Consider the following 22997-nt stretch of genomic DNA (forward strand, 5'->3'; position numbering starts at 1 on the left):
AAGCGTGCAGCTTCAAAGAACGGCACGGATACTGCCGCTGCTTGCGCCGGTGCATCTGCTCATCCTGAGCGTGATCGTGCTGCCGTCGCTCTATGTCGTCTGGCTGAGCCTGAACACATCGAGCTTCGGCCAGGCGCCGAGCTTCGTCGGCCTGCAGAACTATTGGCGCGTCCTCACCGACCCGGCCTTCCACAGTGCGCTGTGGAACACGGTCGTTCTCGTTGTCGTCGCCGTGCATCTGGAGCTGGCTATCGGCCTCGGCATGGCCCTGCTCTTCGCCAGCGGCCTGCCGTTCCGGCGCTTCCTGCTGGTCGCCGTGCTCGCGCCCTATGCCGTCAGCGAAGTCACCGCCGTGGTGATATGGCGCTTCCTGTTCGATCCCGATGCCGGCCCGATCACCCTCGCGCTGCGGGCGTTCGGCCTGCCGACGCTCGACTGGTCGTTCGAGCCGTCGCACGCTATGGGCCTGATCGGCCTTTTGACGATCTGGCTGCACCTGCCCTTCACCTTCGTCATCGTCTATGCGGCGCGCCTCGCCATCCCAGGCGAGCTCTATGAAGCGGCGCGGATCGATGGGGCGACGCGCTGGCAGGCCTTCCGGCGCGTGACGCTGCCGCTGCTTGGCCCGGCGATGCTGATCGCGCTGCTCTTCCGCTACATCTTCGCCTTCCGCCTGTTCTCGGAGGCCTGGCTCCTGACCAAGGGCGGGCCCGCCCGCTCGACCGAAGTGGTGGCGATCTACCTCTATCAGGAAGCGTTCAGTTTCAATGCTTTCGGCCCGGCCGCAGCGACCGCCTGGATCATGGTGCTGGCATCGCTCCTGCTCGCCGGCGCCTACGTCCTCCTGCTCAGGCGCGGAGGGGTGGCCCATGCGCACTGAGCGCCTTCTCATCGGGGCGGGCAAGGCGCTCGCCGTCATCGCGATCCTGTTCTGGTCGCTCTTCCCGATCCTGTTCATCGCGATGTCGTCGCTGAAGCCGGGGCAGGACATCTTCGCCGTGCCGCCGAAATGGCTGTTCGCGCCGACAGTCAAGCACTACGCCGAGCTCTGGCGCTCCTGGGGCGTCTTCTTCGACGGGCTTCTGAACAGCCTGGTGATCACCGTCGGCGCTACGCTGCTCGCCATCGTCGCCAGCGCCTGCGCCGGCTATGTCTATTCGCGCAATTCCGGGCGCTGGCTCGGGGCGAGCCTGCTCGGGCTCATCATCATCAGACTGATCCCGCCGATCGTGGTGACGCTGCCGCTCTTTCCGATCGTCAATGCGCTTGGCCTCAGCGACACGCATCTCGTGCTGATCCTGCTCTATGCGAGCTTCTTCGTCTCGCTCGGAACGGTGCTGATGCGCACCTTCATGGACCAGATTCCGCGCGAGCTCGACGAAGCGGCCTCAATCGACGGGGCGAGCCGCCTGACCATCTTGCGCAAGGTCATCATGCCGCTGGCGATGCCCGGCGTGCTCGCTGTCGCGGTCTTCGTCATCGTCTTCTCCTGGAACGAGTTCCTCTTCGCCTTCATCTTCACCGCGACGAAGGCCAAGACCGCCCCGCTCGTGATCTCCGAGATGATCGGCTCCATCGACGGGGTCGACTGGGGAATCTTGTTCGCCGCCGCGACGGTGCAGCTCGTGCCCGTCCTCGTCTTCGTCGTCTTCATGAACCGCTACCTCGTGGCCGGCCTCACCGCCGGTTCGACGAAGGGGTAGCCAACCACAAAGAGGGAGGAAGCCATGTCGAGAAAGCCCGCCACCGAATTGACGCGCCGCGGTTTCATCGCCGGGGCTGCCGGCACCGGAGCCCTGCTGGCCGCAGGTCCCGGCCTTGCCGCCGGCAAGACGCTGAACGTCCTCAGCCACAAGGTCCATCAGACCGTGCTCGGCAGCGGCGACGCCGACCTGCTCAAGGATTGGCGCAAGGCCAACGATGCCGAGATCGCCTTCACGACCTTCGACTCGAACCCGTTGCAGGACCGGCTCTTCCGCGAGGCCAGCCTGAAGGAGACCGAGTACGGCGTCGGCTACCTGATCGACAACCGGCCAACTTCGCAGATCGCCGCGCTGTTCGAGCCGCTCGGCGCCTATCAGAGCAAGGATGCGATCGAGGATTTCGGCGACATCGCGCCTGGCCTGGTGCAAGGCATGACCGTCGACGGCAAGCTGATCGGCATCCCGGTCCGCCATGCGACGCAGGGGCTGTTCTACAACGAGGCCCTGCTGGAGGAGGCCGGCATCTCGGCCCCGCCGACGACGCTGGAGGAGCTGATCGAGCAGGCGAAGAAGACGAGCTTCACCTCGAAGGCCGGCACGCCGGTTACCGGCATGGTGCTGGCCAGCGACCTCGCCGTGTTCCCCGTCATGTTCGCCCGCGCCTATGGCGGCGATTTTGTCAGCCCCGATCTCAAGCTGGTGCCGAACCGCGAGGCGCTGGAGAGCGGGCTCGCCGCACTGCGCGGCATGTTCGAGACCGGCAGCCTGCCGCGCAGCTACGCGACCACCAAGAACGACGACCAGGTGACCTGGCTGCAGCAGGGCCGTGCCGCCTTCACCGTGCTGCCCTTCGCCCGCGGCGCGCAGCTCAACAATGCCGAGCAGAGCAAGTTCCCCGGCAGGATCAAGGCAGTCGAATTCCCCGGCTCTGCCGCGATCAAGGGCAAGGTGCCGATGGCCGCCGTCGTCGAAGCCTGGGCGATGTCGATCCCGAAGAACGCCAAGGACAAGGCGCTGGCCTGGAGCTTCATCAGGGAAGTCTCGAGCAAGCGCGTGACGCTCGGGATGGCGATCAACGGCAATGGCCCGGTTCGCGTCTCGAGCTATGGCGATGCAGGGCTGAAGGCGAAGAACCCGCTCGCCGAGGTGGAGGCCAAGGTGCTCAAGACGGCGCGCGGCGCCTTCCCGCCCTTCCCGGAGGCCGCCCGCGCCCAGGCGACCTTCCTCGAGGAGGTCCAGCTCGCCGTGCTCGGCCGCAAGCCGGTCAAGGATGCCGTCTCCGCCATCATCGACCGCGTCAAGCCGATGATGCCGGCCTGATCGCTCAACCCTGGCTGCGGGACGCACGGCCCCGCAGCCGCCATTGAACTCATCGTATCCTGAAGGACCTTCGCCATGTCGACCGCAGCGACCCGTTTCATCGAGGAGCCGGCACGCTCCACTCCCGTCTCGGCCGAATACGACGTGCTCGTCGTCGGCGGCGGCCCTTCGGGGCTGACCGCAGCGCTGGCCGCGGCCGAGGACGGCCTGCGCGTCGGGCTGATCGAGAGCCGCAGCTTCGTCGGCGGCAACATGACGATCGGCCTACCGGTGCTCGGCTTCCTCGGCCAGAAGGGCAACCAGATCATCGACGGCCTGCCGCAGAAATTCATCGAGCGCCTGCGCCGGGAGCGCCAGGGGGCGAGTGAGCACCGGCCCTGCCCCCTGCATATGGGCATCACACTGGTCGAGCCGGAGGCGGTGAAGACGGTGGCGCTGGAGATGCTGACGGAAGCCGGCGTCGATGTGCTGTTCTACACCTTCTTCGCCGGCGCACTGGTCGAGAATAACACGATCCGCGGTGTCATCACCGAAAGCAAGAGCGGCCGCACCGCGACCCTCGCCAAGGTCGTGATCGACTGCAGCGGCGATGCCGACGTCGCCTATAGTGCCGGCGTGCCGACCGAGAAGGGCAATGCCGATGGCGGCATGCAGCCGCCAACCCTGATGTTCTGCCTCGCCGGCGTCGACACCGATGCGCTGCGCCTCAGCATCGCCAATGCACCGCCAGCGGCGCGGACCTACCTCACCGACTTCATTCCGGCCGAATATTTCGGCCAGAACCACCAGTTCATCGTCGTCGGCATGCGCGAGCTGATGGCCAAGGCCAAGGCCGAGCGCGGGCTGAAGATCGCCAATGAGCGCACCATCATCATCACCGGCCTGAAGAAGGGCGAAGTCTGGATCAACATGACCCGGGTCAAGGGCACCGACGGCACCGATGCCCGCAGCCTGACCAAGGGCGAGATCGAGGGCCGCGCCCAGATCGACGACATCGTCGCCTACCTCGTCGGCTATGTGCCCGGCTTCGAGAACGCCTACTTCACCAAGACCGCGCCCTTCCTCGGCATTCGCGAAACGCGCCGCATCATCGGCCAATACGTGATGACGCAAGAGGACGTGCTCGCCTGCACGCATTTCGACGATGCGATCGCGGTTGCGAGCTATCCGATCGATATCCACCGGCCGGCCGACGACGGCTGCACGCTGATCTGGTGCGGCGACTGCTACGACATCCCCTATCGCTCGCTCGTACCGCAGAGGATCGGCAATCTGCTGGTTGCGGGCCGCAGCATCTCGGCGACGCATGAGGCGATGGGCGCGATCCGCGTGATGGCGACCTGCATGGCGATGGGCGAGGCGGCCGGCCGTGCCGCCAAGATATCGGTGCGCGGCAATCGCCCGCCCGCCGAGATCGACCTCGACGAGCTGCGCCGCCAGCAGCTCGAGCATGGGGTCTATCTGCGCAATCCCGACGGGACCCGCGCCGGATCGCCGAAGCGCGCCGCGGCCTGACATGGCCGGGCATTTCATCGGTATCGATGTCGGCACCGGCAGCGCCCGGGCCGGCATCTTCGACCGCGCTGGGCGCATGGTCGCGACGGCGAAGCGCGACATCGCGCTCTACCGGGACGGGCCTGACATTGCCGAGCAGTCGAGCGAGGACATCTGGCAGGCCGTCTGCGCCAGCGTGCGCGAGGCGATGGTGAACGCCGGGCTTTCACCGGACGCTATCGCCGGCATCGGCTTCGACGCGACCTGTTCGCTGGTCGCGGTGGGCCAGGGTGGGGCACCCTTGCCCGTCGGTTCCCATGGCGACGCCAGCCGCGACATCATCGTCTGGATGGATCACCGCGCCATCGAGCAGGCCGAGCGCATCAATGCGACCCGCCATCCCGTTCTCGCCTATGTCGGTGGCACGATCTCGCCCGAGATGGAGACGCCGAAGCTGCTCTGGCTCAAGCAAAAGCTGCCCTCCACCTATGATGCCGCCTGGCAGTTCTTCGACCTGCCGGATTTCCTGACCTGGCGCGCGAGCGGCTCGCTGGCACGCTCGACCTGCACCGTGACCTGCAAATGGACCTATCTTGCCCATGAAGGGCGCTGGGATGCCGGTTTTTTCCACCAGATCGGGCTCGCTGATCTGGCTGACGAAGGCTTTGCCCGGATCGGCACCGAGATCGTGCCCGGCGGCACCGCGCTCGGACAGGGGCTGACCGGGCAGGCTGCCGCCGAACTCGGCCTGAAACCCGGCACGGCTGTCGCCGCCGGGCTGATCGACGCTCACGCCGGCGGCGTCGGCTCGGTCGGCGTGCGCTCTGCGCCCGGCAGCGCCCTGACCCGCATGGCCTATGTCTTCGGGACGTCGGCTTGCACCATGGCGAGCAGCCGTGAGCCGATCTTCATCCCCGGCGTCTGGGGACCATATTTCGCCGCGATGGCACCCGGCCTCTGGCTCAACGAGGGCGGTCAATCGGGGGCGGGGGCCGCCATCGAGCAGTTGATCGGTTTCCATCCGGCCACGCCCGACGCTCAGCGCCGGGCCGATGCGGAGGGGCTCTCGCTGCCTGACTGGCTCGCCGCGCAGGCTTTGCAACATGTTGATGGACCATCGGAGGCGGCTCGCCTGGCCGGTGAGTTGATCGTCGTGCCGGACTTCCTCGGCAACCGCTCACCCCATGCCGATCCGCAGGCGCGTGCGGTCATCTCCGGGCTCGGCATGGAGCGGGATCTGAACAATCTCGTCGCACTCTATGTCGCCGGCCTGACCGGCATCGGCTACGGCCTGCGCCAGATCATCGAGGTCAGCCGGGCGCAGGGCGCCATCGTCGAGGCGATCGTACTCAGCGGCGGCGCCGGGCGCCATCCCCTGATCCGGCAATTGCTGGCGGACTGCTCGGGTCGGCCGGTGCTGGTGCCGGACGAGGTCAATCCCGTCCTTCTCGGCTCGGCCATGCTCGCTGCAGCCGCGGCTAAAGCTTTTACGGACCTAGGCGAAGCCATGACCGGCATGGCGCCGTGCGCCACGGTCTTTACCCCGGCCGGCGGCGAGATCGCCCGATTGCACACCCGGCGTCTTGCCGCCTTCGAAGCGCTGCAGGCGGCGGCACGCCAAGCGCGGGAACTCATGCGGCCAGCGCGAACCCAAGCCGTATCGGAGACCCCAACGTGAGCCAGGACCTGACCGGAAAAGTCGCTGCGATTACCGGCGCAGCCTCGGGGATCGGCCTTGCCTGCGCGAAACGATTGATCGCCGCCGGCGTGCGCGTCGTTCTCGTCGACCGCGACGGGCAAGCCCTGGCGCAGGTCTGCAAGCCTCTCGGCGCCAATGCCATTCCGCTCGTCGTCGATCTGACCGATCCCGCCTCCATCGCCGGGATGCTGCCGCAAATCCTCGAAAAGGCCGGCCCGCTCGACATCTTCCACGCCAATGCCGGCGCCTATGTCGGCGGGCCGGTCAGCGAGGGCGATCCCGACGTCTGGGACCGCATGCTGAACCTCAACGTTAACGCGGTTTTCCGCAGCATCCACGCCGTGCTGCCCCACATGATCGCGCGCAGGACCGGCGACATCCTCGTCACCAGCTCCGTTGCCGGCGTCGTTCCGGTGGTGTGGGAGCCGGTCTACACTGCCTCGAAGCACGCGGTGCAGGCCTTCGTCCACACGGTGCGGCGCCAGGTCATTCCGCACGGCCTGCGCGTCGGTGCGGTGCTGCCCGGCCCGGTAGTGACGGCGCTGATCGCCGACTGGCCACCGGAGAAACTGGAGGCCGAGCGCGCCCGCGGTGGTCTGATCGAGGCGGAGGAAGTGGCGGAGGCCGTGCATTTCATGCTGACCCGTCCGCGCAACGTCACGATCCGCGATCTGGTGATACTGCCGCAGAGCACGGATCTCTAGAGCCCGCTCCGATCGGCTTGCACCGCAACCTGATCAGATCCGGCTCTAGCGGGCAGGGCTCGCCATAATGGCGGTCGCGGCGTCTTCATCCGTGATCAGCACCGATGCCAGCTTGCCGCGAAGGCTGGCCGCGATGATGCCGGCCTTGTTGGTTCCGCCAGAGGCGAGGATCACGATCGGTATCCTGCGCAACTCGTCCAACGGAAGCGCAATGGCACGGTGGTTGATCGGATGCGCGATGGCCTGGCCGTTGCGGTCGATGAACTGGCCGAGGATGTCGCCGACCGCTCCTGCCCGGGCCAGTTCCTCTACGAGGATGTCGCCCGGAAGCCCGTAGCGCACCAGCAGAGAGCGTTCGCTCAGATCGCCCGCGCTCAGGATGGCGACATCGGTCGCCTGGATGCGGGCGAAGGCCGCCTCGAACACGTCCTGCGCCAGGATGGTATCGCGCGATTGCGGCGTGCCGGCGTAGATCGGCGCGGCGAGGTAATGGCATTCCGCCTGCCAGCGCCGGGCGAACCGGCTGGCGATCTCGAAGGTGTTGATCTCGATGCCGTAGGTCAATCCGCCCATCATCGAGGTCACCGTGAGGCCGCGATATTGCCCGGCACGGATGTGGCGGATGGTTTCCCGCAAGGTACCGCCCCAGCCGACGCCGAAGATGCCGGACGGCTTCTCCTCGATGATCCGCGAGACGAACTCGCCGGCTGCCTTGCCGATCTGCGCGGCGACCTGCTCAGGATCGGCCGGGCTCGGGACAACGACCGCGTCCTTGAGGCCAAATTCAGTGACGAGCGCGCGTTCGAGCCGGACGCAGCTTTCCAGCCGCGAGTTGATCGTGATGTTCACCAGCCCGCTGCTGCGGGCCTCGGCCAGCAGTCGGTTGACGCGAAGGCGGGTCATCTTCAGCCGTTCCGCGATCTCGGCCTGGGTCAGGCCCTCGACATAGTAGAGCCAGGCGGCCCGAACTTGCATCTGCGCTTCCTCGGGCATTGCGGCATCCTGATGGGAACGGCAGGCCGCCGGCGACAAGGGATGCCGCGGCGGTTTTGAGCTTGACCTAACTAGTGTAAATTACAAAATACATTTGTTGAAGGACTGTTCCTTAGCGAGCGCCGACGTCCCATGTCCCATGCCATTTTCCTCCATGCCGCAGGCGATGCACGCGTCGCGCCGTTCAACCTGCGCGAGGGCGTGGCGGGTGAGACGTTGCTCGATGTCGCCGCCGTCGGGCTCTGCGGCAGCGATCTGCACTACTACAAGGATGGCGGCATCGGCTCGGCCGTGATCTCGACTCCCTTCGTTCCCGGCCACGAATTCAGCGGCTGGCTGACCGAAGATCTGCCGGGGCTCGGCCTGGCGCGCGGCGCACTGGTTGCCGTCGATCCCAACCAGGCCTGCGGGCATTGCGAGCATTGCCAGAGCGGGCATCCCAATCTCTGCCCCGAGGTCGTCTTCATCGGGGCTCCGCCGCATGACGGGGCGATGACCGAGCGGATCTGGGTGCCGAAGTCGCAGATCGTCGCGGTGCCGGAAGCCTTCTCGCCGAGCGAGGCCGTCATGCTCGAGCCGCTCGGCGTTGCGATCCATGCCGTGGACCTCGCCAAGCCGCGCCTGCTCGAGAAAGTGGCATTGATCGGCTGCGGGCCGATCGGCCTGCTGATCCTGCAGGTGCTGCGGTCGGCGGGAGTCGGAGAGATTCTCGCCTGCGATCCGCAGCTGCATCGCCGGGATCTCGCCCTCAGGCTGGGGGCAAGCAAGGCGGGCGCGAGTGTCGCCGATATCGCCGAATGGACGAAGGGTGAGGGCTTGCCGCTGGTGATCGAGGCGACCAACGCCCCCGAGGGCTTTCGCGACGCCATCCGCGCCGCCCGTATCGGCGGCCGCGTCGTTCTGGTCGGCATACCGGATGGCGACAGCTATGTGATCCCGGCCGCCGAAGCCCGAAGGCGCGGCCTGAACATCAAGTTCTCGCGCCGGATGGGACATGTCTATCCGCGCGCGATCGAACTGGTGGCGCTGGGCAGGGTCGACGTCGAAGCCGTGGTCAGCCACCGCTTCACCCTTGCCGACGGGCCGGCGGCTTTCCGGCGCCATGCCGCCAACGAAGCCGGCATGGTGAAGAGCATGATCTACCCGGGCGGCTTGCCCGGCTAACTCCACTGACCACGCGCCGCAGGCCCTGATGTGACCTATATCGGCATCGATCTCGGGACTTCATCTCTCAAGGCCGTGCTGGTCGACGACCATCAGCACGTGCTCGCCACGGCGGCGCGGGATCTCAGCGTGGATCGCCCTGCGCCGCTCTGGTCAGAGCAGAACCCCGCAGATTGGATCAGCGCCGCACTCGCTGCCCTGCACGACCTGAAGGATGCCAGCCCCGAGGCGTTCTGTCGCTGCGTGGGTATCGGGCTCTCCGGGCAGATGCACGGCGCGGTCCTGCTCGACGAGCATGATCGGCCGCTGCGTCCCAGCATGCTCTGGAACGATGGCCGGGCGGCTGCGGAGTGTACCGAAATCGAGGCGGTCGAACCGGACTACCGGGAGATCACCGGCAACATCGCCATGCCCGGTTTCACCGCACCCAAGCTCCTCTGGGTGCGCAGGCACGAACCCGACATCTTCCGGCGAACCCGCAAGGTTCTCTTGCCGAAGGCCTATCTGCGGCTCGCTCTGACGGGTGACGCGATCGAAGACATGTCGGATGCCTCCGGAACGCTCTGGCTCGATGTCGGCCGCCGCGACTGGTCGGACCGGATGCTGGCCGCGACCGGGCTCGATCGCGGCTTCATGCCCAGGCTTGTCGAAGGATCGCAGCCGGCGGGCCGCATGCGGGCCGAACTCAGCCAGGAGCTCGGCTTCGACGCGCCGCCCCTGTTCGCCGGCGGCGGCGGGGACAACGCCGCCGGAGCGGTCGGCCTGGGAGCCGTCGCGCCCGGCACCAGCTTCCTGTCATTGGGGACCTCTGGCGTGCTCTGGCGCACGACCGAGCGCTTCGAGCCGCGCGCCGGTAGCGCCGTTCATGCCTTCTGTCACGCCCTGCCAAACCGCTGGCATCAGATGTCGGTTCATCTCTCGGCCGCCGCCAGCTTGAGCTGGTGGGCGTCCATATGCAGGCAAACCGAAATCGCGCTGCTGGAAGAGTCCGGCCGGCGAGCAGAGCGCCCTTCGCCCGTGCTCTTCACGCCCTATCTGTCGGGCGAGCGCACGCCTTACAACGACCCGCATATGCGTGGCGGTTTCGCGCGCCTCGGCCACGAGACCGAACGCAAGGCCATGACCCAGGCCGTTCTGGAGGGTGTCGCCTTCGCCTTCCGGGATGGCAAGACTGCGCTGGAGGTCGATGCCCCGCCGATCGGGTCGGCCATGGTCATCGGCGGCGGTTCGCGTTCGGATCTATGGCTGTCCATCCTTGCGGATGTGCTGGACATGCAGTTGTCGCGCTATCGCCAGGCTGAGACCGGCGCCGCATTCGGAGCCGCGCGTCTCGCCCGCCTGGCCTGCTCCGGCGAGGATCCGGATGCGGTCTGCACGCCGCCATCCGGCGATGTCGACATCTTCACCCCGCATGCGGCGAGGGCAGCGGTCTATTCGGAACACTACGAGATCTGGAGACGTGCAGCGGGGGTCGGTCGCAGCCTCTGCTGACCGGGATATGGATTTGACAGAAAACCGGGCGGATGCTCTTCATGTGAGCATCCGTTCAAATGATTTGTTGCCCGATGCACTCTCCGCACTCGCCTTTCGACCTCGTCATCCTCGACTGCGACGGCGTACTCGTCGACAGCGAGGTCATCAGCTGCCGCACCCTCGTCGATATTCTCTCGCCTTTCGATCCCAGCTATGATTTGGCGACGGTCATGCGCCGCTATCTCGGGCGGCCGTCCAGCGCGATCATCGAGGATTACGAGCGAATGACCGGCCGCCCGGCCTCTGCCGACTTCACCCGGGGCTGGCGGGCACAGCTCTTCGCCGCGTTCGGGCGCGAGCTCAAGCCGGTCGAGGGCGTCCGCAGCGCCGTCGAGTCCTTCGGAAGCGACTACTGCGTCGCCTCGTCCAGCGATGAAGAGCGCATCGAGCTCTGCCTGCGGAAGGTCGATCTCTGGGATCTCTTCGCCGGACGGATCTTCAGCACGACCCGCGTGCGGCGCGGCAAGCCTGCGCCGGACCTGTTCCTGCTGGCGGCCAATGAGCGCGGCGTGGCGCCCGAGCGCTGCCTGGTGATCGAGGACAGCGTCAGCGGCGTCACTGCAGCGAAGGCGGCGGGAATGATGGCCTACGGCCTGGCCGCCGGCAGTCATTTCGCCGTTCTCGACCAGCGACAGGCGCTTCTGGCGGCAGGAGCCGACCGCCTCTTCGAATCCTGGCGAGAGCTGGCGCTTGCGCCCGTGCCAGGCTGAGGATTCGATGGCTGACAACGACAGCGCCCGCCTCGACGACGCGGCCCGCGCCGGCTGGCTCTACTACATCGCCGGCCGCACGCAGGACGACATCGCGCAGATCCTGAACATCTCGCGCCCGGCCGCGCAGCGCCTCGTCTCGCTCTGCCGCAGCGAGGGGCTGATCAGCTTTCGCATGAACCATCCGATCAGCACCTGCATGGATCTCGCCGCAAGGCTGCGCGATCGTTTCGAGCTGCTGCATTGCGACGTTGCCCCTTCCGATGGCTCGGCGGAGACGGGGGCCGCCGGCGTCGCGGCGCTCGGCGGCGTGCTGATCGAGCGCTGGCTGCGCTCGCGCAAATCACTGGTCATGGCGCTGGGCACCGGTCGCTCGATGCGGGCCAGCATCGAGCGCGTTCCGGCCATGTCCTGTCCGCTGCACCGGCTGGTTTCACTGGTCGGGACGATCTCCCCCGATGGTTCGGCCAGCCCCTTCGACACGCTGGTCAAGCTCGCCGAGATCACCAAGGCGCAGCATTTCCCGATGCCGCTGCCGCTTTACGTGTCGAGCCCCGAGGAGCGCGCCCAGCTCATCGAAATCGAATCGGTCAGGCGCATCCGTGCCATTGCCGGCGAGGCCGATCTTTGGGTGATGGGCATCAGTCAGATCGGCGATGACGCCGTGCTGTACCGCGACGGCTTCATGACGCGCAGCGAGCTGCTCGAGATGGTTCGCCACGGCGCCGTCGGCGAGGTGACCGGCTGGGTCTTCGACGCGGAAGGCCGTCTTCTCGACCGTGGCACCAATCTGCGCGTGACCAGCGTGCCGCCGGAGCCCGGCAGTGCCCGGTTGCGCATCTGCATCGGCCAGGGCCCGGCCAAGGTGGCGCCGCTGCGTGCCGCGCTCGCCGGCAAGATCGTGAACGGCCTCGTCACCGACGAGGACACCGCGCGCGCCCTCCTCGCCGACTGAGCCCGCCACATCTCCCATATCTGTCCGGCGCACGCGGGCTGCCGCAGCGGGCGGCTGTCACATGCCCGTCACCAACGGTTGACATAGAGAGCCAGTGTGCGAGCATATGCTTAAACCAAGAGCATATGCTCATATAACTTGTGAGGGAGGCTTTACATGCGACCTTTCTATGGTGCGTTTGCCGGTGCGGGCGCTCTGCTGCTGGCGGGGTTGTCCTCCGCCCAGGCGGCGACGGAAATCGAATTCTGGCACGCGATGAGCGGCGCGCTCGGTGAGCGTGTCGACGAGGTGGTCAAGAAGTTCAACGACTCCCAGAAGGACTACGTCGTCAAGGCGATCGCCAAGGGCAATTACGACGAGGTGCTGAACGGCACGATTGCGGCGTACCGCGCCAAGCGCCAGCCCGAGATCGTGCAGTCGAACGAGCGCTCCTTCCTCACCATGGTCAATTCCGGCGCCATCGTCTCGACGAGCGAGCTGATGGCGCAGCAGGGCCGCCCGGTCGACGTCTCGAAATTCATCGCGCCGGTCGTCAGCTACTTCGCGATCGACGGCAAGCTCCAGGCGATGCCGTTCAATTCTTCGACGCCGATCCTGTTCTACAACCGCGATCACTTCAAAGCGGCCGGTTTCGACAAGCCCGGCGCGACCTGGCAGGAGCTCGAGCCGCAGCTCGACGCGATCAAGGCCAAAGGCGTGTCGAAATGCGCGATGGTGCTGCCCGGCGACTATGAGTGGAGCTTCCTCGAGAACTACAGCGCGGTGAACGACATCCCGTATGCGACAAAGCGCAACGGCATGGACGGTCTCGACACCAGCTTCATCTTCAACAAGGGCAAGCTTGTCGGCCAGGTCGAGCGCATGAAGCGGCTGGTCAGCTCCGGCGTGATGCAGCTCGCCGGGCAGGGCATCATCCCGATCCAGCTCTTCACCTCGGGCGAATGCTCGACGATCATCGCCTCCACCGCATCGCATGCCGCGGTCGTCGCCGCCGCGAAGTTCGACTGGAGCGCGGCCGAGCTGCCCTACGAGCAGGGCGTGACCCCGAAGAACAGCGTCATCGGCGGCGCCGCGCTCTGGACCCTGAAGGGGCATACGCCGGAGAAGTACAAGGCGATCGCCGCCTTCTACGATTTCCTCGCGAAGACCGACACGCAGGTCTGGTGGCATCAGGCGACGGGTTATGTCCCGGTCACGACCGCCGCCTATGACGCGGCCAAGGCAGAAGGCTACTATCAGAAGAACCCGACGCGCGAGATCGCCGTGGTCCAGCTGATGCGCGGCACGCCCAGCGACAACTCGCTCGGCTTCCGCATCGGCAACAGCAACCAGATCAACGTCGCGATCATGGAGGAGGTTTCGGCCGCCTTCCTCGGCAAGAAGCCGGTGCAGCAGGCGCTCGACGACGCAGTGGGCCGCGGCAACGAGGTGCTGCGCCGCTACGAGCAGCTCAATGCCGGCAAGAAATAGTACGGCGGCTCTTCCCGTGGCGGCTGGCGGTGGCGCTTTGCGCCTCCGCTGGCCGTTCCGGCGCCTGCTCCTCAAGGGCGACGGCCAGGCCGAAAGCGGGCTGAAGCGCGCGCATTTCCGGGACTGGCGCCTGCCGTTCTGGCTGCTCGCGCCGCAGCTCTTCATCCTGCTGCTGTTCTTCTTCATTCCCTCGATCAGGGCGCTGATCCAGGCCTTCCAGCTGACCGATCCGTTCGGCGCCACCACGCAGTGGGTTGGCTTCCAGAATTTCGAGCGGCTGTTCCGCAGCGGCGTCTACTGGTCATCGGCGCAAGTGACGCTGATCTTCACCATCGCCCAGAACGTGCTGACGCTGTCGCTCGCGCTGCTGCTCGCCTTCGCCTCGAACCACATCCTGCGCGGACGCGGCGTCTACCGGACCGTGCTGCTGCTACCCTACGCCATCGCCCCGGCGATCGCCGGCATCATGCTCGCCTTCCTGTTCAATCCCCGGGTCGGCCCCGTCGCGCACATGCTGCAGGGGCTCGGCTTCGACTGGGACCCGAACCGCAATTCCTGGCATGCGCTCAGCCTGATCGTCATGGCCGCGTCGTGGAAGCACATCTGTTACAACTACATCTTCCTCGTCGCGGCGCTGCTCTCGGTGCCCCAGTCGATCCTCGAATCCGCCTATCTCGATGGGGCGGGGCCGATCCAGCGCTTCCTGCGCATCTCGCTGCCGATGATCACGCCGACACTGTTCTTCCTGATCGTGATCAATTTCGTCTACGGGCTGTTCGAGACCTTCGCCATCGTCGACGCCACGACCCGGGGCGGCCCGGCCGGTGCGACCTCCATTCTCGTCTACAAGGTCTATCAGGACGGCTTCGTCACGCTCGACCTCGGCTCCTCCGCCGCGCAATCCGTCGTGCTGATGGCGCTCGCGCTGGCCCTGACCTTCGCGCAGTTCCGCTTCGTCGAGCGCCGCGTGAACTACAGCGTCTAGGATCGCGATGAACGAACGCACGCCGATCATCGACGCTGTCTGCCATCTCATCCTGCTGGTGGGCGCCGCGCTCGTCTGCCTGCCGATCTACTTCGTCTTGGTCACCGGCTCGCTCTCGCAGCAGGAGATCATGCGGGTGCCGATGTCCTGGCTGCCGGGCACCGAGTTCGTCGCGAACATGCAGACCGTCCTGAGCAACGCGAATTTCGGCCGGCTGCTGCTCAACTCCTTTATCATCGCCGCGGGCATCACCATCGGAAAGCTGTCCGTTTCGGTGATCGCAGCCTTCGCCGTCACCTATTTCCGCTTCCCCTTCCGGATGACGGCCTTCTGGCTGATCTTCATGTCGCTGATGCTGCCGATCGAGGTCCGCATCGTGCCGACCTACGAGTCGGCGGCGAATGTGGCGCTGCCGCTCAACATTCTGGGCTCCTGGCTCGGCATCCAGGCGCTGGTCGATCTCGACTGGAATCTGGTCAACACCTATTCGGGCCTGATCCTGCCGCTGATCGCCTCCGCCACGGCGACCTTCCTCTTCCGCCAGTTCTTCCTCACCGTTCCCGACGAGCTCTGCGAGGCGGCGCGCATCGATGGCGCAACCCCGTGGCAGTTCTTCCGGCTGATCCTGCTGCCTTTGTCGCGCTCGAACATCGTGGCGCTGGCGATCATCCTCTTCCTGATGGGCTGGAACCAGTATCTCTGGCCGCTGCTGCTCACCACCGATCCCGCAATGGCCAATGCGGTGATCGGCCTGAAGAAGCTGATGCCGCAGAGCGACTCGCTGCCGACCTGGCATCTGCTCATGAACGCGGCCTTCCTGACGATGCTGCCGCCGACCCTCGTCATCCTCATCCTCCAGCGCTGGTTCGTGAAGGGGCTGGTGGACAGCGGCAAGTAGCAGACAACCTGGACAACGGAATTCATCATGCGGATCATCGGCCATCGCGGCGCACGCAATATCTGGGCGGAGAACAGTCTCAGCGGCTTCCGCAATGTCTGTGGCCTTGGCGTCAACGCCGTCGAGCTCGACGTGCATCTCTCGAGCGACGGCGAGATCATGGTGATCCACGACCCGCTGCTCGAGCGCACGACGGACCATAAGGGCCCGATCGGTCGCCTGAGCCGCGAGGCCCTGCGCAAGGTCAAGCTCCACGATACGCTCAGCGAGACGATCCCGACGCTGCCCGCCATCCTCGACGTCTTCGCGCCGACGACAATCGAGCTCGAGATCGAGATGAAGATGGATGCCTTCGGCAATCCCTATCCCGGCCTGCTCGACAAGGTGATCGCGCTCGTCAGGGAGCGCGGGCTCGCCGCGCGCGTCGTGCTGACCTGCTTCGTCCCGGAGGTCATCGAGGAGATCAGGGCCAAGGCGCCCGAGATGCGCCGGCTCGCCTCGGTCGACCGCCGCTCTTGCGAAGCTTTCGGCGGCGTCGACAGGACCTTGAAGCGCTTCGTCGATCTTGGCTGCATCATCGCCGTCGAGCAGTCGCTGCTGCGGCTGACGATCGACCGCGCCGTTGCGATCGTCGGGCGCGACAAGCTCGGCGTCTGGGTGCCCAATACGGTTGGCGATCTCGACTACTGGCTCGGCCAGCCGGTGTCGCAGATCACCAGCGACCGCCCGGACCTCGCGCTGCAGCTCCTGGCTGCAAGGGCGAAGTGACTGGGATGGCCGTGGTCCTGTCACGTGCGGCGCTTGCCGGGATCGGGAAAGCGGTTGCGACTCCGAGCTACCGTTCCGAGCAACTGAGCCCGGGCATCGTCCATATCGGGGTCGGCAATTTCCATCGCGCCCATCAGGCGGCCTATCTCGATGAATTGTTCGAGCGCGGGCTCGACCATGACTGGGCGATCATCGGCACCGGCGTGCGGGAGAGCGACGCGCAGATGGGGCGCGATCTCGCCGCGCAGGACTTCCTGACCACCGTGGTGACGCAGGAGGCCGACCGCACGCAGGCGCGGGTGACCGGCGCGATGATCGATTTCATTCCGCCAGGCGACGGCGGGGCGATCCTGCAGCGCCTGGTCGATCCCCGGACGCGGATCGTGTCGCTGACCGTCACCGAGGGTGGCTACTATCTCGACCCGGCGACACAGGCTTTCGATGCGAGCCATCCCGACATCGTCGCCGATGCCAGGGATCGCCTTGCTCGCCCGAAGACCGCTTTCGGCCTGATCGCAGCCGGGCTGCTGAAACGGCGCGCGGCCGGCCTGCCACCCTTCACGGTGATGTCCTGCGACAACCTGCCAGGCAACGGCCATGTCACGGCAGACGCCGTCACCGGCCTCGTCGATCTGATCGACCGCTCGGAAGCGGACTGGATTCGCCAGAATGCCGCCTTTCCGAATGGCATGGTCGACCGCATCACGCCCGCGACGTCGGAGCACGAACGTCAGGTCCTGCGCGATGATTTTGGGATCGACGATCGCCGGCCGGTCTTTTGCGAGGATTTCCGGCAATGGGTGCTGGAGGATCACTTTCCGGCGGGGCGCCCCCGGCTGGAGCAGGTCGGCGTTCAGTTCGTCGCCGATGTCGCGCCCTTCGAGCTGATGAAGATCCGCATTCTCAATGGCGGTCACGCGGCGATAGCCTATCCCGCCGGCCTGCTCGACATCCACTTCGTCCACGAGGCGATGGCGGACCCGCAGATCGCGCGCTTCCTGTCGGTTCTGCTCGATCAGGAGGTCATCCCCAGGGTCCCGCCGGTTCCGGATACGGATCTGGCGGCCTACAAGCGCACGATCGAGCGGCGCTTCGCCAATCCCATGATCGGCGACACGATCCGCCGGCTGTGCCTGGACGGCTCGAACCGCCAGCCGAAATTCATCCTGCCGACACTGCGCGATGCCTTGCGGGCTGGCGGGCCGATCGACGGCCTCGCACTCGTCAGCGCCCTGTGGTGCCGCTACTGCGATGGCGGAACCGAAAGCGGGCAGCCGATCGCGCCGAACGATCCGAGCTGGCCGCGGCTGACGATGCAGGCTCGGCAGGCCAGGTTCGCGCCGGAGGCCTGGCTCGCCATGCAGGACATCTATGGCGATCTGGCGGAGGACCGGCGCTTCCGGGAAGCGTTCAGCCTAGCCTTGCAGAGAATCTGGCAGTCCGGAACCCGCGCGAGTATCGACGGCTACCTCGCCTCGCGCAGCTCGTGACAGGCATCGTCACGTTCCGCGGCGGGCCGTCCGCCTGGCCGGACAAGCTCCGGCTCGCCCGGCTGGCGCAAAGGACCCGCTCCCCTGTTGCGACCCGATCGAGGCTTTGTGAATTTTGCCTCCGGTGCAGAGCGGCCATCGGTGAGCCAGATTAGAGGCGATGGACGCTACACGAGGCTTATCCGCGGCGGTATCGCTGCCCATGCTCGGCCAGGGCCGCCTTGTGGAGAGAGGAGCCACGCCGGCGACAGGCGCGGTATCGGCATCCTGGCTTGATGGCCGGATCATCTTCGACCAGCGGCGCTGGCGTTGCAGCGAGGCCGAGCTGAATTGGGTCGCCCCGGCTCATCTGATCGTCGCGACCTGCCATGGCGGCACGCGCAGGACCAAGGTCACAGCCGGCGGCGCCCGGCCGCACGAGGGCGCGGACCGGCCTGGCATGGTGTCCATCGTGCCGGCGGGCACGCCGCGCCATGGGATCTACGAAGGAGCCGACCTAGTCTATGCCGCACTCTGGATCGATCCGGAGCTCGCTTTTCCCGGCAGTGGATTGCCCCTGCAGGGGGGCGCCCGCACCAATGCCCAAGATCCGCTGCTCCCGGCAGTGCTTGCGAGCCTGCGAGCCGACCTCGCAGCCGGCTTCTCTCACGATGCTCTCTATGTCGAGCATCTGGCACTGCTCTGCCTGAAGCGCGCTGGTCTGATCGAAGCCCCGCCTCCGCCGACCACGTATGCGAGGCTCAGCCCTGTCACGCTCCGCCGCATAGAGGAGTATATCGACGCGCATATCGGCGGCACGATTACGCTGGGCGCGCTCGCCAGCGTTGCCGGAATCGGCACCGACAGCTTTGCGCGCCGCTTCAAGGCGACGACCGGCCTCGCGCCTTATGCCTTCGTGCTCGAGCTCCGCATGCAGCGCGCCGAGGCGGAATTGGCCCGCTCCAATCTGCCGATCGCGAACCTCGCCGCGCGGCTTGGCTTCGCCAGCCAGAGCCATTTCACAGCGGCCTTCCGGCGTCGGCGCGGAACGACGCCACAGGCTTACCGCGCAGCATTTTCCTGAATCGCGACAATCGCTCCCGGTTTGCGAAAGACGGGAGGAGCCGCCATCGCCAGATCAGGCGGCGAGGCCCTGTCCTTCCGATCGGATGGCAGGGCATGACGCAAGGAGGCTTGCCGCATGATCTCCCGCTTACCGAACGCCACGCGCCGTCAGGTCCTCGAAGGCAGTTCGGCTCTCACACTCGCCTTGCTCGCCGGCGCGCCTGCCGAAGCCCGCAATCCGGCGGCTTCGACGCCGGCCGCAGCCGACACGAGCGTGCGCGTGCCGATGGCGCTGCGGATCAACTCACGCTCCATCGCCGTCTCGCTCGATCCGCGCACGACATTGCTCGACGCTCTACGCAACGAGATCGGCCTCACCGGCTCGAAGAAGGGCTGCGACCACGGGCAGTGCGGGGCCTGCACGGTGCTGGTCAACGGCCGGCGCATCAATGCCTGCCTCGCACTGGCGATCATGCATCAGGACGACGAGATCACCACGATCGAAGGCCTTGCCCAGGGCGACGGGTTGCACCCGGTGCAGGCGGCTTTCGTCGCCCATGACGGCTTCCAATGCGGCTATTGCACGCCGGGCCAGATCTGCTCGGCCGTCGCCATGCTGGAGGAGACCAGGGCTGGCTGGCCGAGCCATGCCAGCGCCGACGTCGCCGCAGCGAGCTTCACCTTGAACGACGCGGAAATCCGCGAGCGGATGAGCGGCAATCTCTGTCGCTGCGCGGCCTATCCCAACATCGTCGCGGCCATCCGCGATGTCGCAGAACGAGGGTGAGCCGATGCGGCCTTTCACTTATGAGCGCGCCACCGGCCTGCGTGAGGCTGCGGCCGCCGTCGCCGCCCGTCCGGACGCGAAGTTCATCGCCGGCGGCACCAATCTGATCGACCTGATGAAGCTCGGCATCGAGCGTCCGGCCCATCTCGTCGACATCAGCAGGTTGCCCTTGCGCGGCCTCGAAGAGACCGCTGAAGGCGGGCTGCGCATCGGAGCTCAGCTTCCCAACAGCGACCTCGCCGCCGACCGGCGCGTCCGGGCGCGCTACCCGCTGCTCGCGCAGGCGCTGCTCGCCGGTGCCTCGGGGCAATTGCGCAACAAAGCGACAACCGCCGGAAACCTGCTCCAGCGCACGCGCTGCCCCTATTTCTACAATCCCGGCATGGCCTGCAACAAGCGCGCGCCTGGCTCCGGCTGTTCAGCGCTCGGCGGTTTTGAGCGCAGTCTCGGCATTCTCGGCACGAGCGAGGCCTGCGCCGCCGTGCATCCCTCCGATATGGCGGTCGCGATGGCTGCGCTCGATGCACGCGTCGAGACGATCGACGGCGCTGGCCTCACTCGAGTCATCCCGCTTGGCGAATTACACCGGCTGCCCGGCGCCACGCCGGAGCGGGAAACGAACCTCGCCGCCGGAGAGATGATTACGGCGGTGGTGCTGCCGCCGCCTCCGCCGGGACGCCAGCTCTACCGCAAGATGCGCGACCGGGCCTCCTATGCCTTTGCGCTGGTCTCGGTCGCGGCGGTGGTCGACGCCGAGCGCGGACGCATCCGCTCGGCCCGCCTCGCCTTTGGCGGCGTCGCGCCCAGACCCTGGCGCTCGCTCTCCGCCGAAGCAGCGCTCGCGAACCGCCCGGTCGGCGAGGAAAGCTACCGCGCCGCGGCGGAGGCCGCGCTCTCCGGTGCACGGCGCTCAGCGCAGGTCGACTTCAAGCACGAGCTCCTGCGCCGCAGCCTGCGCTGGGTCCTCATCGAAACCACACGCACCGCCTGAAGGGATTTTCGATGACCAGGCACATCATTCAAGGCACCGCCTCCGTTGACGGCGATCTCGTCGGCCGGCCGCTCGACCGCATCGATGGCGTGCTGAAGGTCAGGGGTCTAGCGACTTATGGCTATGAGCATCGCGCCACCTCCCGACCGGCCTATGGCTTCATCCTCGGCGCCACGATCGGCCGCGGCCGGCTGGCGGATATCGACACTGTCGCCGCCGAGCGCGCCCCCGGCGTGCTGCTGGTCCTGACCCACCGCAACGCGCCCGAACAAGCCGTGTTCGGTGAACCGACCACGCCGGAGGTGCCTCAGGTATTCACCCGGGCCCGGCCGGTCCTGGCGAGCGACGCCATCCGCTTCCATGACGAGCCCGTGGCGCTGGTGGTTGCCGAGACCTTCGAGGAAGCGCGCCATGCAGCGAGTCTCATCACCTGTCGCTACGAACAGGCAGAGGGAGCCTTCGATTTTGAAGCCGGCCTGGCCAATGCCTATCGCCCGGCGCGCGCGAATGCCGGCCTGGCGACGGATTCGATCATCGGCGACGTCGACGCTGCCATGAAGGCGGCCCCTGTCGCGCTGGACCAGACATACGAGACCGCCTTCGCCAGCCACAATCCGCTGGAGCCGCATGCAGCGATGGCCGCTTGGGATGGCGACGTGCTGACGGTCCACACGGCGACACAGACGCTGGCGAACATCCGCGCTGGCCTGGCAGCGACACTGCGGCTGCCACTGGAGAAAGTTCGGATCGTCAGCCCCTTCATCGGCGGCGGCTTCGGCTCGAAGCTGATCGTCCATGCCGAAACGGTGCTGGCCGCCCTCGCCGCGCGGAAACTCGGGCGCCCCGTCAAGGTCGCGCTGACGCGCCAGCAGATGTTCGCCAATGCCGGCCATCGCCCGACGATCCAGCATCGCATGCGGCTCGCCGCGACGCGCGACGGACAGCTTACCGCATTCTCCCACGACGTGATCGAGACCACGGCGCGCTGCGAGGAGTTCGCCGAGCAGACGGCGGCGACCGGCCGCTCGCTCTATGCCGCGCCCAACCGCCGGACGACGCATCGCCTCGTGCGGCTCGACACCAATCGCGGCGAGTGGATGCGGGCGCCGGGCGAGGCTCCCGGCCTCTTCGCGATCGAATGCGCCATGGACGAACTCGCCGAAGCGCTGAGGCTCGATCCGATCGAATTGCGCATCCGCAACGAGCCGGAGCGCGACCCGGAGCGGAACGTGCCGTTCTCGACGCGCCACCTCATCGCCTGCATGCAGGGGGGCGCCAGGCGCTTCAGCTGGGACGAGCGGCCGCGCCGGCCCGGCAGTCGGCGCGAAGGGCGCAAACTCATCGGCTATGGCATGGCGGCTGCGACGCGAGCCAACTATCTCGGCCCGACGGCCGTGCGCGTCACGATCGATGCGCGTGGTGAGATTGTGGTCCAGACCGACATGACCGACATCGGAACTGGGACCTACACGATCCTCGCCCAGGTCGCAGCGGAGCGGCTGGGCGTATCGCTCGCGGCTGTCCGCGTCGAGCTTGGTGACAGCGCCTTGCCGCGCAGCGCCGGCTCCGGCGGTTCCTGGGGCGCGACCAGCACCTGTACAGCGACACATCACGCCTGCCTCGCACTGCGCGAGAAGATCCTGGTGGCAGCGAGGGAGCATGAGCGCTCGCCGCTGCGTGGCGCCAACATCGCCGAGGCACGCTTCGCGCGCGCTGCACTGAACCTCGGCTCGCAAAGCCATCCGCTCCGCGAGCTCATCGCCGCGGTCGCGCCCGAGGGTATCAGCGCCGAAGGCAGCGCCGCACGCGGCGAGACCTATCAGAGCTTCTCGCAGCATTCGCATGGTGCGCATTTCGCCGAGGTCAGCGTCGACCTCGACACGGGCGAGCCGCGCCTGCGGCGCATGCTCGGCGTCTTCGCCGCCGGCCGCATCCTCAATCCGAAGACGGCACGCTCGCAGATGATCGGCGGCATAATCTGGGGCGTCGGGGCTGCCTTGACCGAGGAGACCGTGCTCGACCCGCGGCATGGCCATTTCGTCAATCACGACCTCGGCGACTACCACCTGCCCGCCCATGCCGACACGCCCGATGTCGACGCGGTCTTCCTCGATGAGCACGACGACAAGGCCAATCCATTGGGAGCCAAAGGCGTCGGCGAACTCGGCAACTGCGGAGCCAGTGCCGCCATCGCCAACGCAATTTACAACGCGACAGGCATACGCGTCCGCAGCCTGCCGATCACGCTCGACAAGCTGCTGCCGGGATTGCCGATCGCGTGAGGCATCG

Annotated in this window: 20 protein-coding genes; 19 read left to right on the forward strand and 1 reads right to left on the reverse strand. The window is 66.8% G+C overall.

All coding sequences use genetic code 11. The features are described 5' to 3' along the window. Nucleotides 1–4 precede the first annotated feature (4 nt). The 6 genes from BLM15_RS11865 to BLM15_RS11890 all read left to right on the forward strand — a co-directional run bounded on the left by BLM15_RS11865 (nucleotide 5) and on the right by BLM15_RS11890 (nucleotide 6920). Nucleotides 5–880 (forward strand): carbohydrate ABC transporter permease, encoded by an 876-nt coding sequence (locus BLM15_RS11865; RefSeq protein ID WP_126112943.1) that lies wholly within the window; start codon nucleotides 5–7, stop codon nucleotides 878–880. Beyond that, nucleotides 870–1703 carry a carbohydrate ABC transporter permease gene (locus tag BLM15_RS11870; protein ID WP_126112944.1) on the forward strand — a complete coding sequence of 278 codons (834 nt, stop codon included), beginning with the start codon at nucleotides 870–872 and terminating at the stop codon, nucleotides 1701–1703. Before BLM15_RS11865 ends, BLM15_RS11870 begins: the two co-directional genes overlap by 11 nt. A 24-nt stretch (nucleotides 1704–1727) precedes the next feature. Next, complete coding sequence (locus BLM15_RS11875) at nucleotides 1728–3023, forward strand: ABC transporter substrate-binding protein (protein WP_126112945.1); 1296 nt, start codon at nucleotides 1728–1730, stop codon at nucleotides 3021–3023. 75 nt (nucleotides 3024–3098) lie between these two features. Further along, nucleotides 3099–4538: an FAD-dependent oxidoreductase gene (locus BLM15_RS11880; protein ID WP_126112946.1), complete on the forward strand. Its 1440-nt coding sequence runs from the start codon at nucleotides 3099–3101 to the stop codon at nucleotides 4536–4538. A gap of 1 nt (nucleotide 4539) precedes the next feature. After that, the gene (locus BLM15_RS11885; protein ID WP_126112947.1) at nucleotides 4540–6195 is read left to right on the forward strand and encodes an FGGY-family carbohydrate kinase; all 1656 of its coding nucleotides are present in this window, start codon (nucleotides 4540–4542) and stop codon (nucleotides 6193–6195) included. Continuing rightward, entirely contained in the window at nucleotides 6192–6920 is a 729-nt protein-coding gene (locus BLM15_RS11890; RefSeq protein WP_126112948.1) for an SDR family oxidoreductase, read from the forward strand. Before BLM15_RS11885 ends, BLM15_RS11890 begins: the two co-directional genes overlap by 4 nt. 45 nt (nucleotides 6921–6965) lie before the next feature. Here BLM15_RS11890 and BLM15_RS11895 read toward each other — a convergent pair whose 3' ends face one another. Next, on the reverse strand, nucleotides 6966–7913 hold the full coding sequence (locus BLM15_RS11895) for a sugar-binding transcriptional regulator (RefSeq protein ID WP_126112949.1): 948 nt from the start codon (nucleotides 7911–7913) through the stop codon (nucleotides 6966–6968). A gap of 132 nt (nucleotides 7914–8045) precedes the next feature. On the opposite strand from BLM15_RS11895, the gene BLM15_RS11900 reads away from it, so the two are divergent. The 13 genes from BLM15_RS11900 (at nucleotide 8046) to BLM15_RS11960 (ending at nucleotide 22990) form a co-directional block, all read left to right on the forward strand. After that, nucleotides 8046–9077: a zinc-dependent alcohol dehydrogenase gene (locus BLM15_RS11900; protein WP_126112950.1), complete on the forward strand. Its 1032-nt coding sequence runs from the start codon at nucleotides 8046–8048 to the stop codon at nucleotides 9075–9077. Between the two features lie 30 nt (nucleotides 9078–9107). Continuing rightward, nucleotides 9108–10568 carry a xylulokinase gene (xylB, locus tag BLM15_RS11905; protein WP_126112951.1) on the forward strand — a complete coding sequence of 487 codons (1461 nt, stop codon included), beginning with the start codon at nucleotides 9108–9110 and terminating at the stop codon, nucleotides 10566–10568. A gap of 74 nt (nucleotides 10569–10642) precedes the next feature. Beyond that, nucleotides 10643–11320 (forward strand): HAD family hydrolase, encoded by a 678-nt coding sequence (locus tag BLM15_RS11910; protein ID WP_126112952.1) that lies wholly within the window; start codon nucleotides 10643–10645, stop codon nucleotides 11318–11320. Nucleotides 11321–11327: 7 nt separating this feature from the next. Further along, nucleotides 11328–12275 carry a sugar-binding transcriptional regulator gene (locus tag BLM15_RS11915; RefSeq protein ID WP_126112953.1) on the forward strand — a complete coding sequence of 316 codons (948 nt, stop codon included), beginning with the start codon at nucleotides 11328–11330 and terminating at the stop codon, nucleotides 12273–12275. A 156-nt stretch (nucleotides 12276–12431) separates the two neighbouring features. Then, nucleotides 12432–13745 (forward strand): extracellular solute-binding protein, encoded by a 1314-nt coding sequence (locus tag BLM15_RS11920; RefSeq protein WP_126112954.1) that lies wholly within the window; start codon nucleotides 12432–12434, stop codon nucleotides 13743–13745. Continuing rightward, nucleotides 13729–14730 carry an ABC transporter permease subunit gene (locus BLM15_RS11925; protein WP_126112955.1) on the forward strand — a complete coding sequence of 334 codons (1002 nt, stop codon included), beginning with the start codon at nucleotides 13729–13731 and terminating at the stop codon, nucleotides 14728–14730. Before BLM15_RS11920 ends, BLM15_RS11925 begins: the two co-directional genes overlap by 17 nt. A gap of 7 nt (nucleotides 14731–14737) precedes the next feature. Then, nucleotides 14738–15628 (forward strand): ABC transporter permease subunit, encoded by an 891-nt coding sequence (locus BLM15_RS11930; protein WP_126112956.1) that lies wholly within the window; start codon nucleotides 14738–14740, stop codon nucleotides 15626–15628. A 27-nt stretch (nucleotides 15629–15655) separates the two neighbouring features. Next, complete coding sequence (locus tag BLM15_RS11935; protein WP_236846640.1) at nucleotides 15656–16396, forward strand: glycerophosphodiester phosphodiesterase family protein; 741 nt, start codon at nucleotides 15656–15658, stop codon at nucleotides 16394–16396. Nucleotides 16397–16401: 5 nt separating this feature from the next. Beyond that, nucleotides 16402–17886: a mannitol dehydrogenase family protein gene (locus BLM15_RS11940; protein WP_126112958.1), complete on the forward strand. Its 1485-nt coding sequence runs from the start codon at nucleotides 16402–16404 to the stop codon at nucleotides 17884–17886. Between the two features lie 202 nt (nucleotides 17887–18088). Then, on the forward strand, nucleotides 18089–18949 hold the full coding sequence (locus tag BLM15_RS11945) for a helix-turn-helix transcriptional regulator (protein WP_164985394.1): 861 nt from the start codon (nucleotides 18089–18091) through the stop codon (nucleotides 18947–18949). A gap of 117 nt (nucleotides 18950–19066) precedes the next feature. Then, nucleotides 19067–19717: a 2Fe-2S iron-sulfur cluster-binding protein gene (locus BLM15_RS11950; protein WP_126112960.1), complete on the forward strand. Its 651-nt coding sequence runs from the start codon at nucleotides 19067–19069 to the stop codon at nucleotides 19715–19717. A gap of 4 nt (nucleotides 19718–19721) precedes the next feature. After that, nucleotides 19722–20708: an FAD binding domain-containing protein gene (locus tag BLM15_RS11955; protein WP_126112961.1), complete on the forward strand. Its 987-nt coding sequence runs from the start codon at nucleotides 19722–19724 to the stop codon at nucleotides 20706–20708. Between the two features lie 11 nt (nucleotides 20709–20719). After that, nucleotides 20720–22990 carry a xanthine dehydrogenase family protein molybdopterin-binding subunit gene (locus BLM15_RS11960; protein WP_126112962.1) on the forward strand — a complete coding sequence of 757 codons (2271 nt, stop codon included), beginning with the start codon at nucleotides 20720–20722 and terminating at the stop codon, nucleotides 22988–22990. The last annotated feature ends 7 nt before the right edge of the window (nucleotides 22991–22997 follow it).

It is taken from the genome of Bosea sp. Tri-49 (genome assembly GCF_003952665.1).
Classification (GTDB): domain Bacteria; phylum Pseudomonadota; class Alphaproteobacteria; order Rhizobiales; family Beijerinckiaceae; genus Allobosea.

Excerpts from the sequence above, each read along its gene's own strand:
- BLM15_RS11935 (WP_236846640.1), top strand. The coding sequence starts at position 15,656 with ATGCGGATCATCGGCCATCGCGGCGCACGCAATATCTGGGCGGAGAAC.
- BLM15_RS11895 (WP_126112949.1), bottom strand. The coding sequence starts at position 7,913 with ATGCCCGAGGAAGCGCAGATGCAAGTTCGGGCCGCCTGGCTCTACTAT.
- BLM15_RS11875 (WP_126112945.1), top strand. The coding sequence starts at position 1,728 with ATGTCGAGAAAGCCCGCCACCGAATTGACGCGCCGCGGTTTCATCGCC.
- BLM15_RS11960 (WP_126112962.1), top strand. The coding sequence starts at position 20,720 with ATGACCAGGCACATCATTCAAGGCACCGCCTCCGTTGACGGCGATCTC.
- BLM15_RS11920 (WP_126112954.1), top strand. The coding sequence starts at position 12,432 with ATGCGACCTTTCTATGGTGCGTTTGCCGGTGCGGGCGCTCTGCTGCTG.
- BLM15_RS11880 (WP_126112946.1), top strand. The coding sequence starts at position 3,099 with ATGTCGACCGCAGCGACCCGTTTCATCGAGGAGCCGGCACGCTCCACT.
- BLM15_RS11925 (WP_126112955.1), top strand. The coding sequence starts at position 13,729 with ATGCCGGCAAGAAATAGTACGGCGGCTCTTCCCGTGGCGGCTGGCGGT.
- BLM15_RS11950 (WP_126112960.1), top strand. The coding sequence starts at position 19,067 with ATGATCTCCCGCTTACCGAACGCCACGCGCCGTCAGGTCCTCGAAGGC.
- BLM15_RS11930 (WP_126112956.1), top strand. The coding sequence starts at position 14,738 with ATGAACGAACGCACGCCGATCATCGACGCTGTCTGCCATCTCATCCTG.
- BLM15_RS11955 (WP_126112961.1), top strand. The coding sequence starts at position 19,722 with ATGCGGCCTTTCACTTATGAGCGCGCCACCGGCCTGCGTGAGGCTGCG.
- BLM15_RS11870 (WP_126112944.1), top strand. The coding sequence starts at position 870 with ATGCGCACTGAGCGCCTTCTCATCGGGGCGGGCAAGGCGCTCGCCGTC.
- BLM15_RS11910 (WP_126112952.1), top strand. The coding sequence starts at position 10,643 with ATGCACTCTCCGCACTCGCCTTTCGACCTCGTCATCCTCGACTGCGAC.
- BLM15_RS11940 (WP_126112958.1), top strand. The coding sequence starts at position 16,402 with ATGGCCGTGGTCCTGTCACGTGCGGCGCTTGCCGGGATCGGGAAAGCG.
- BLM15_RS11945 (WP_164985394.1), top strand. The coding sequence starts at position 18,089 with ATGCTCGGCCAGGGCCGCCTTGTGGAGAGAGGAGCCACGCCGGCGACA.
- BLM15_RS11915 (WP_126112953.1), top strand. The coding sequence starts at position 11,328 with ATGGCTGACAACGACAGCGCCCGCCTCGACGACGCGGCCCGCGCCGGC.
- BLM15_RS11885 (WP_126112947.1), top strand. The coding sequence starts at position 4,540 with ATGGCCGGGCATTTCATCGGTATCGATGTCGGCACCGGCAGCGCCCGG.
- BLM15_RS11900 (WP_126112950.1), top strand. The coding sequence starts at position 8,046 with ATGTCCCATGCCATTTTCCTCCATGCCGCAGGCGATGCACGCGTCGCG.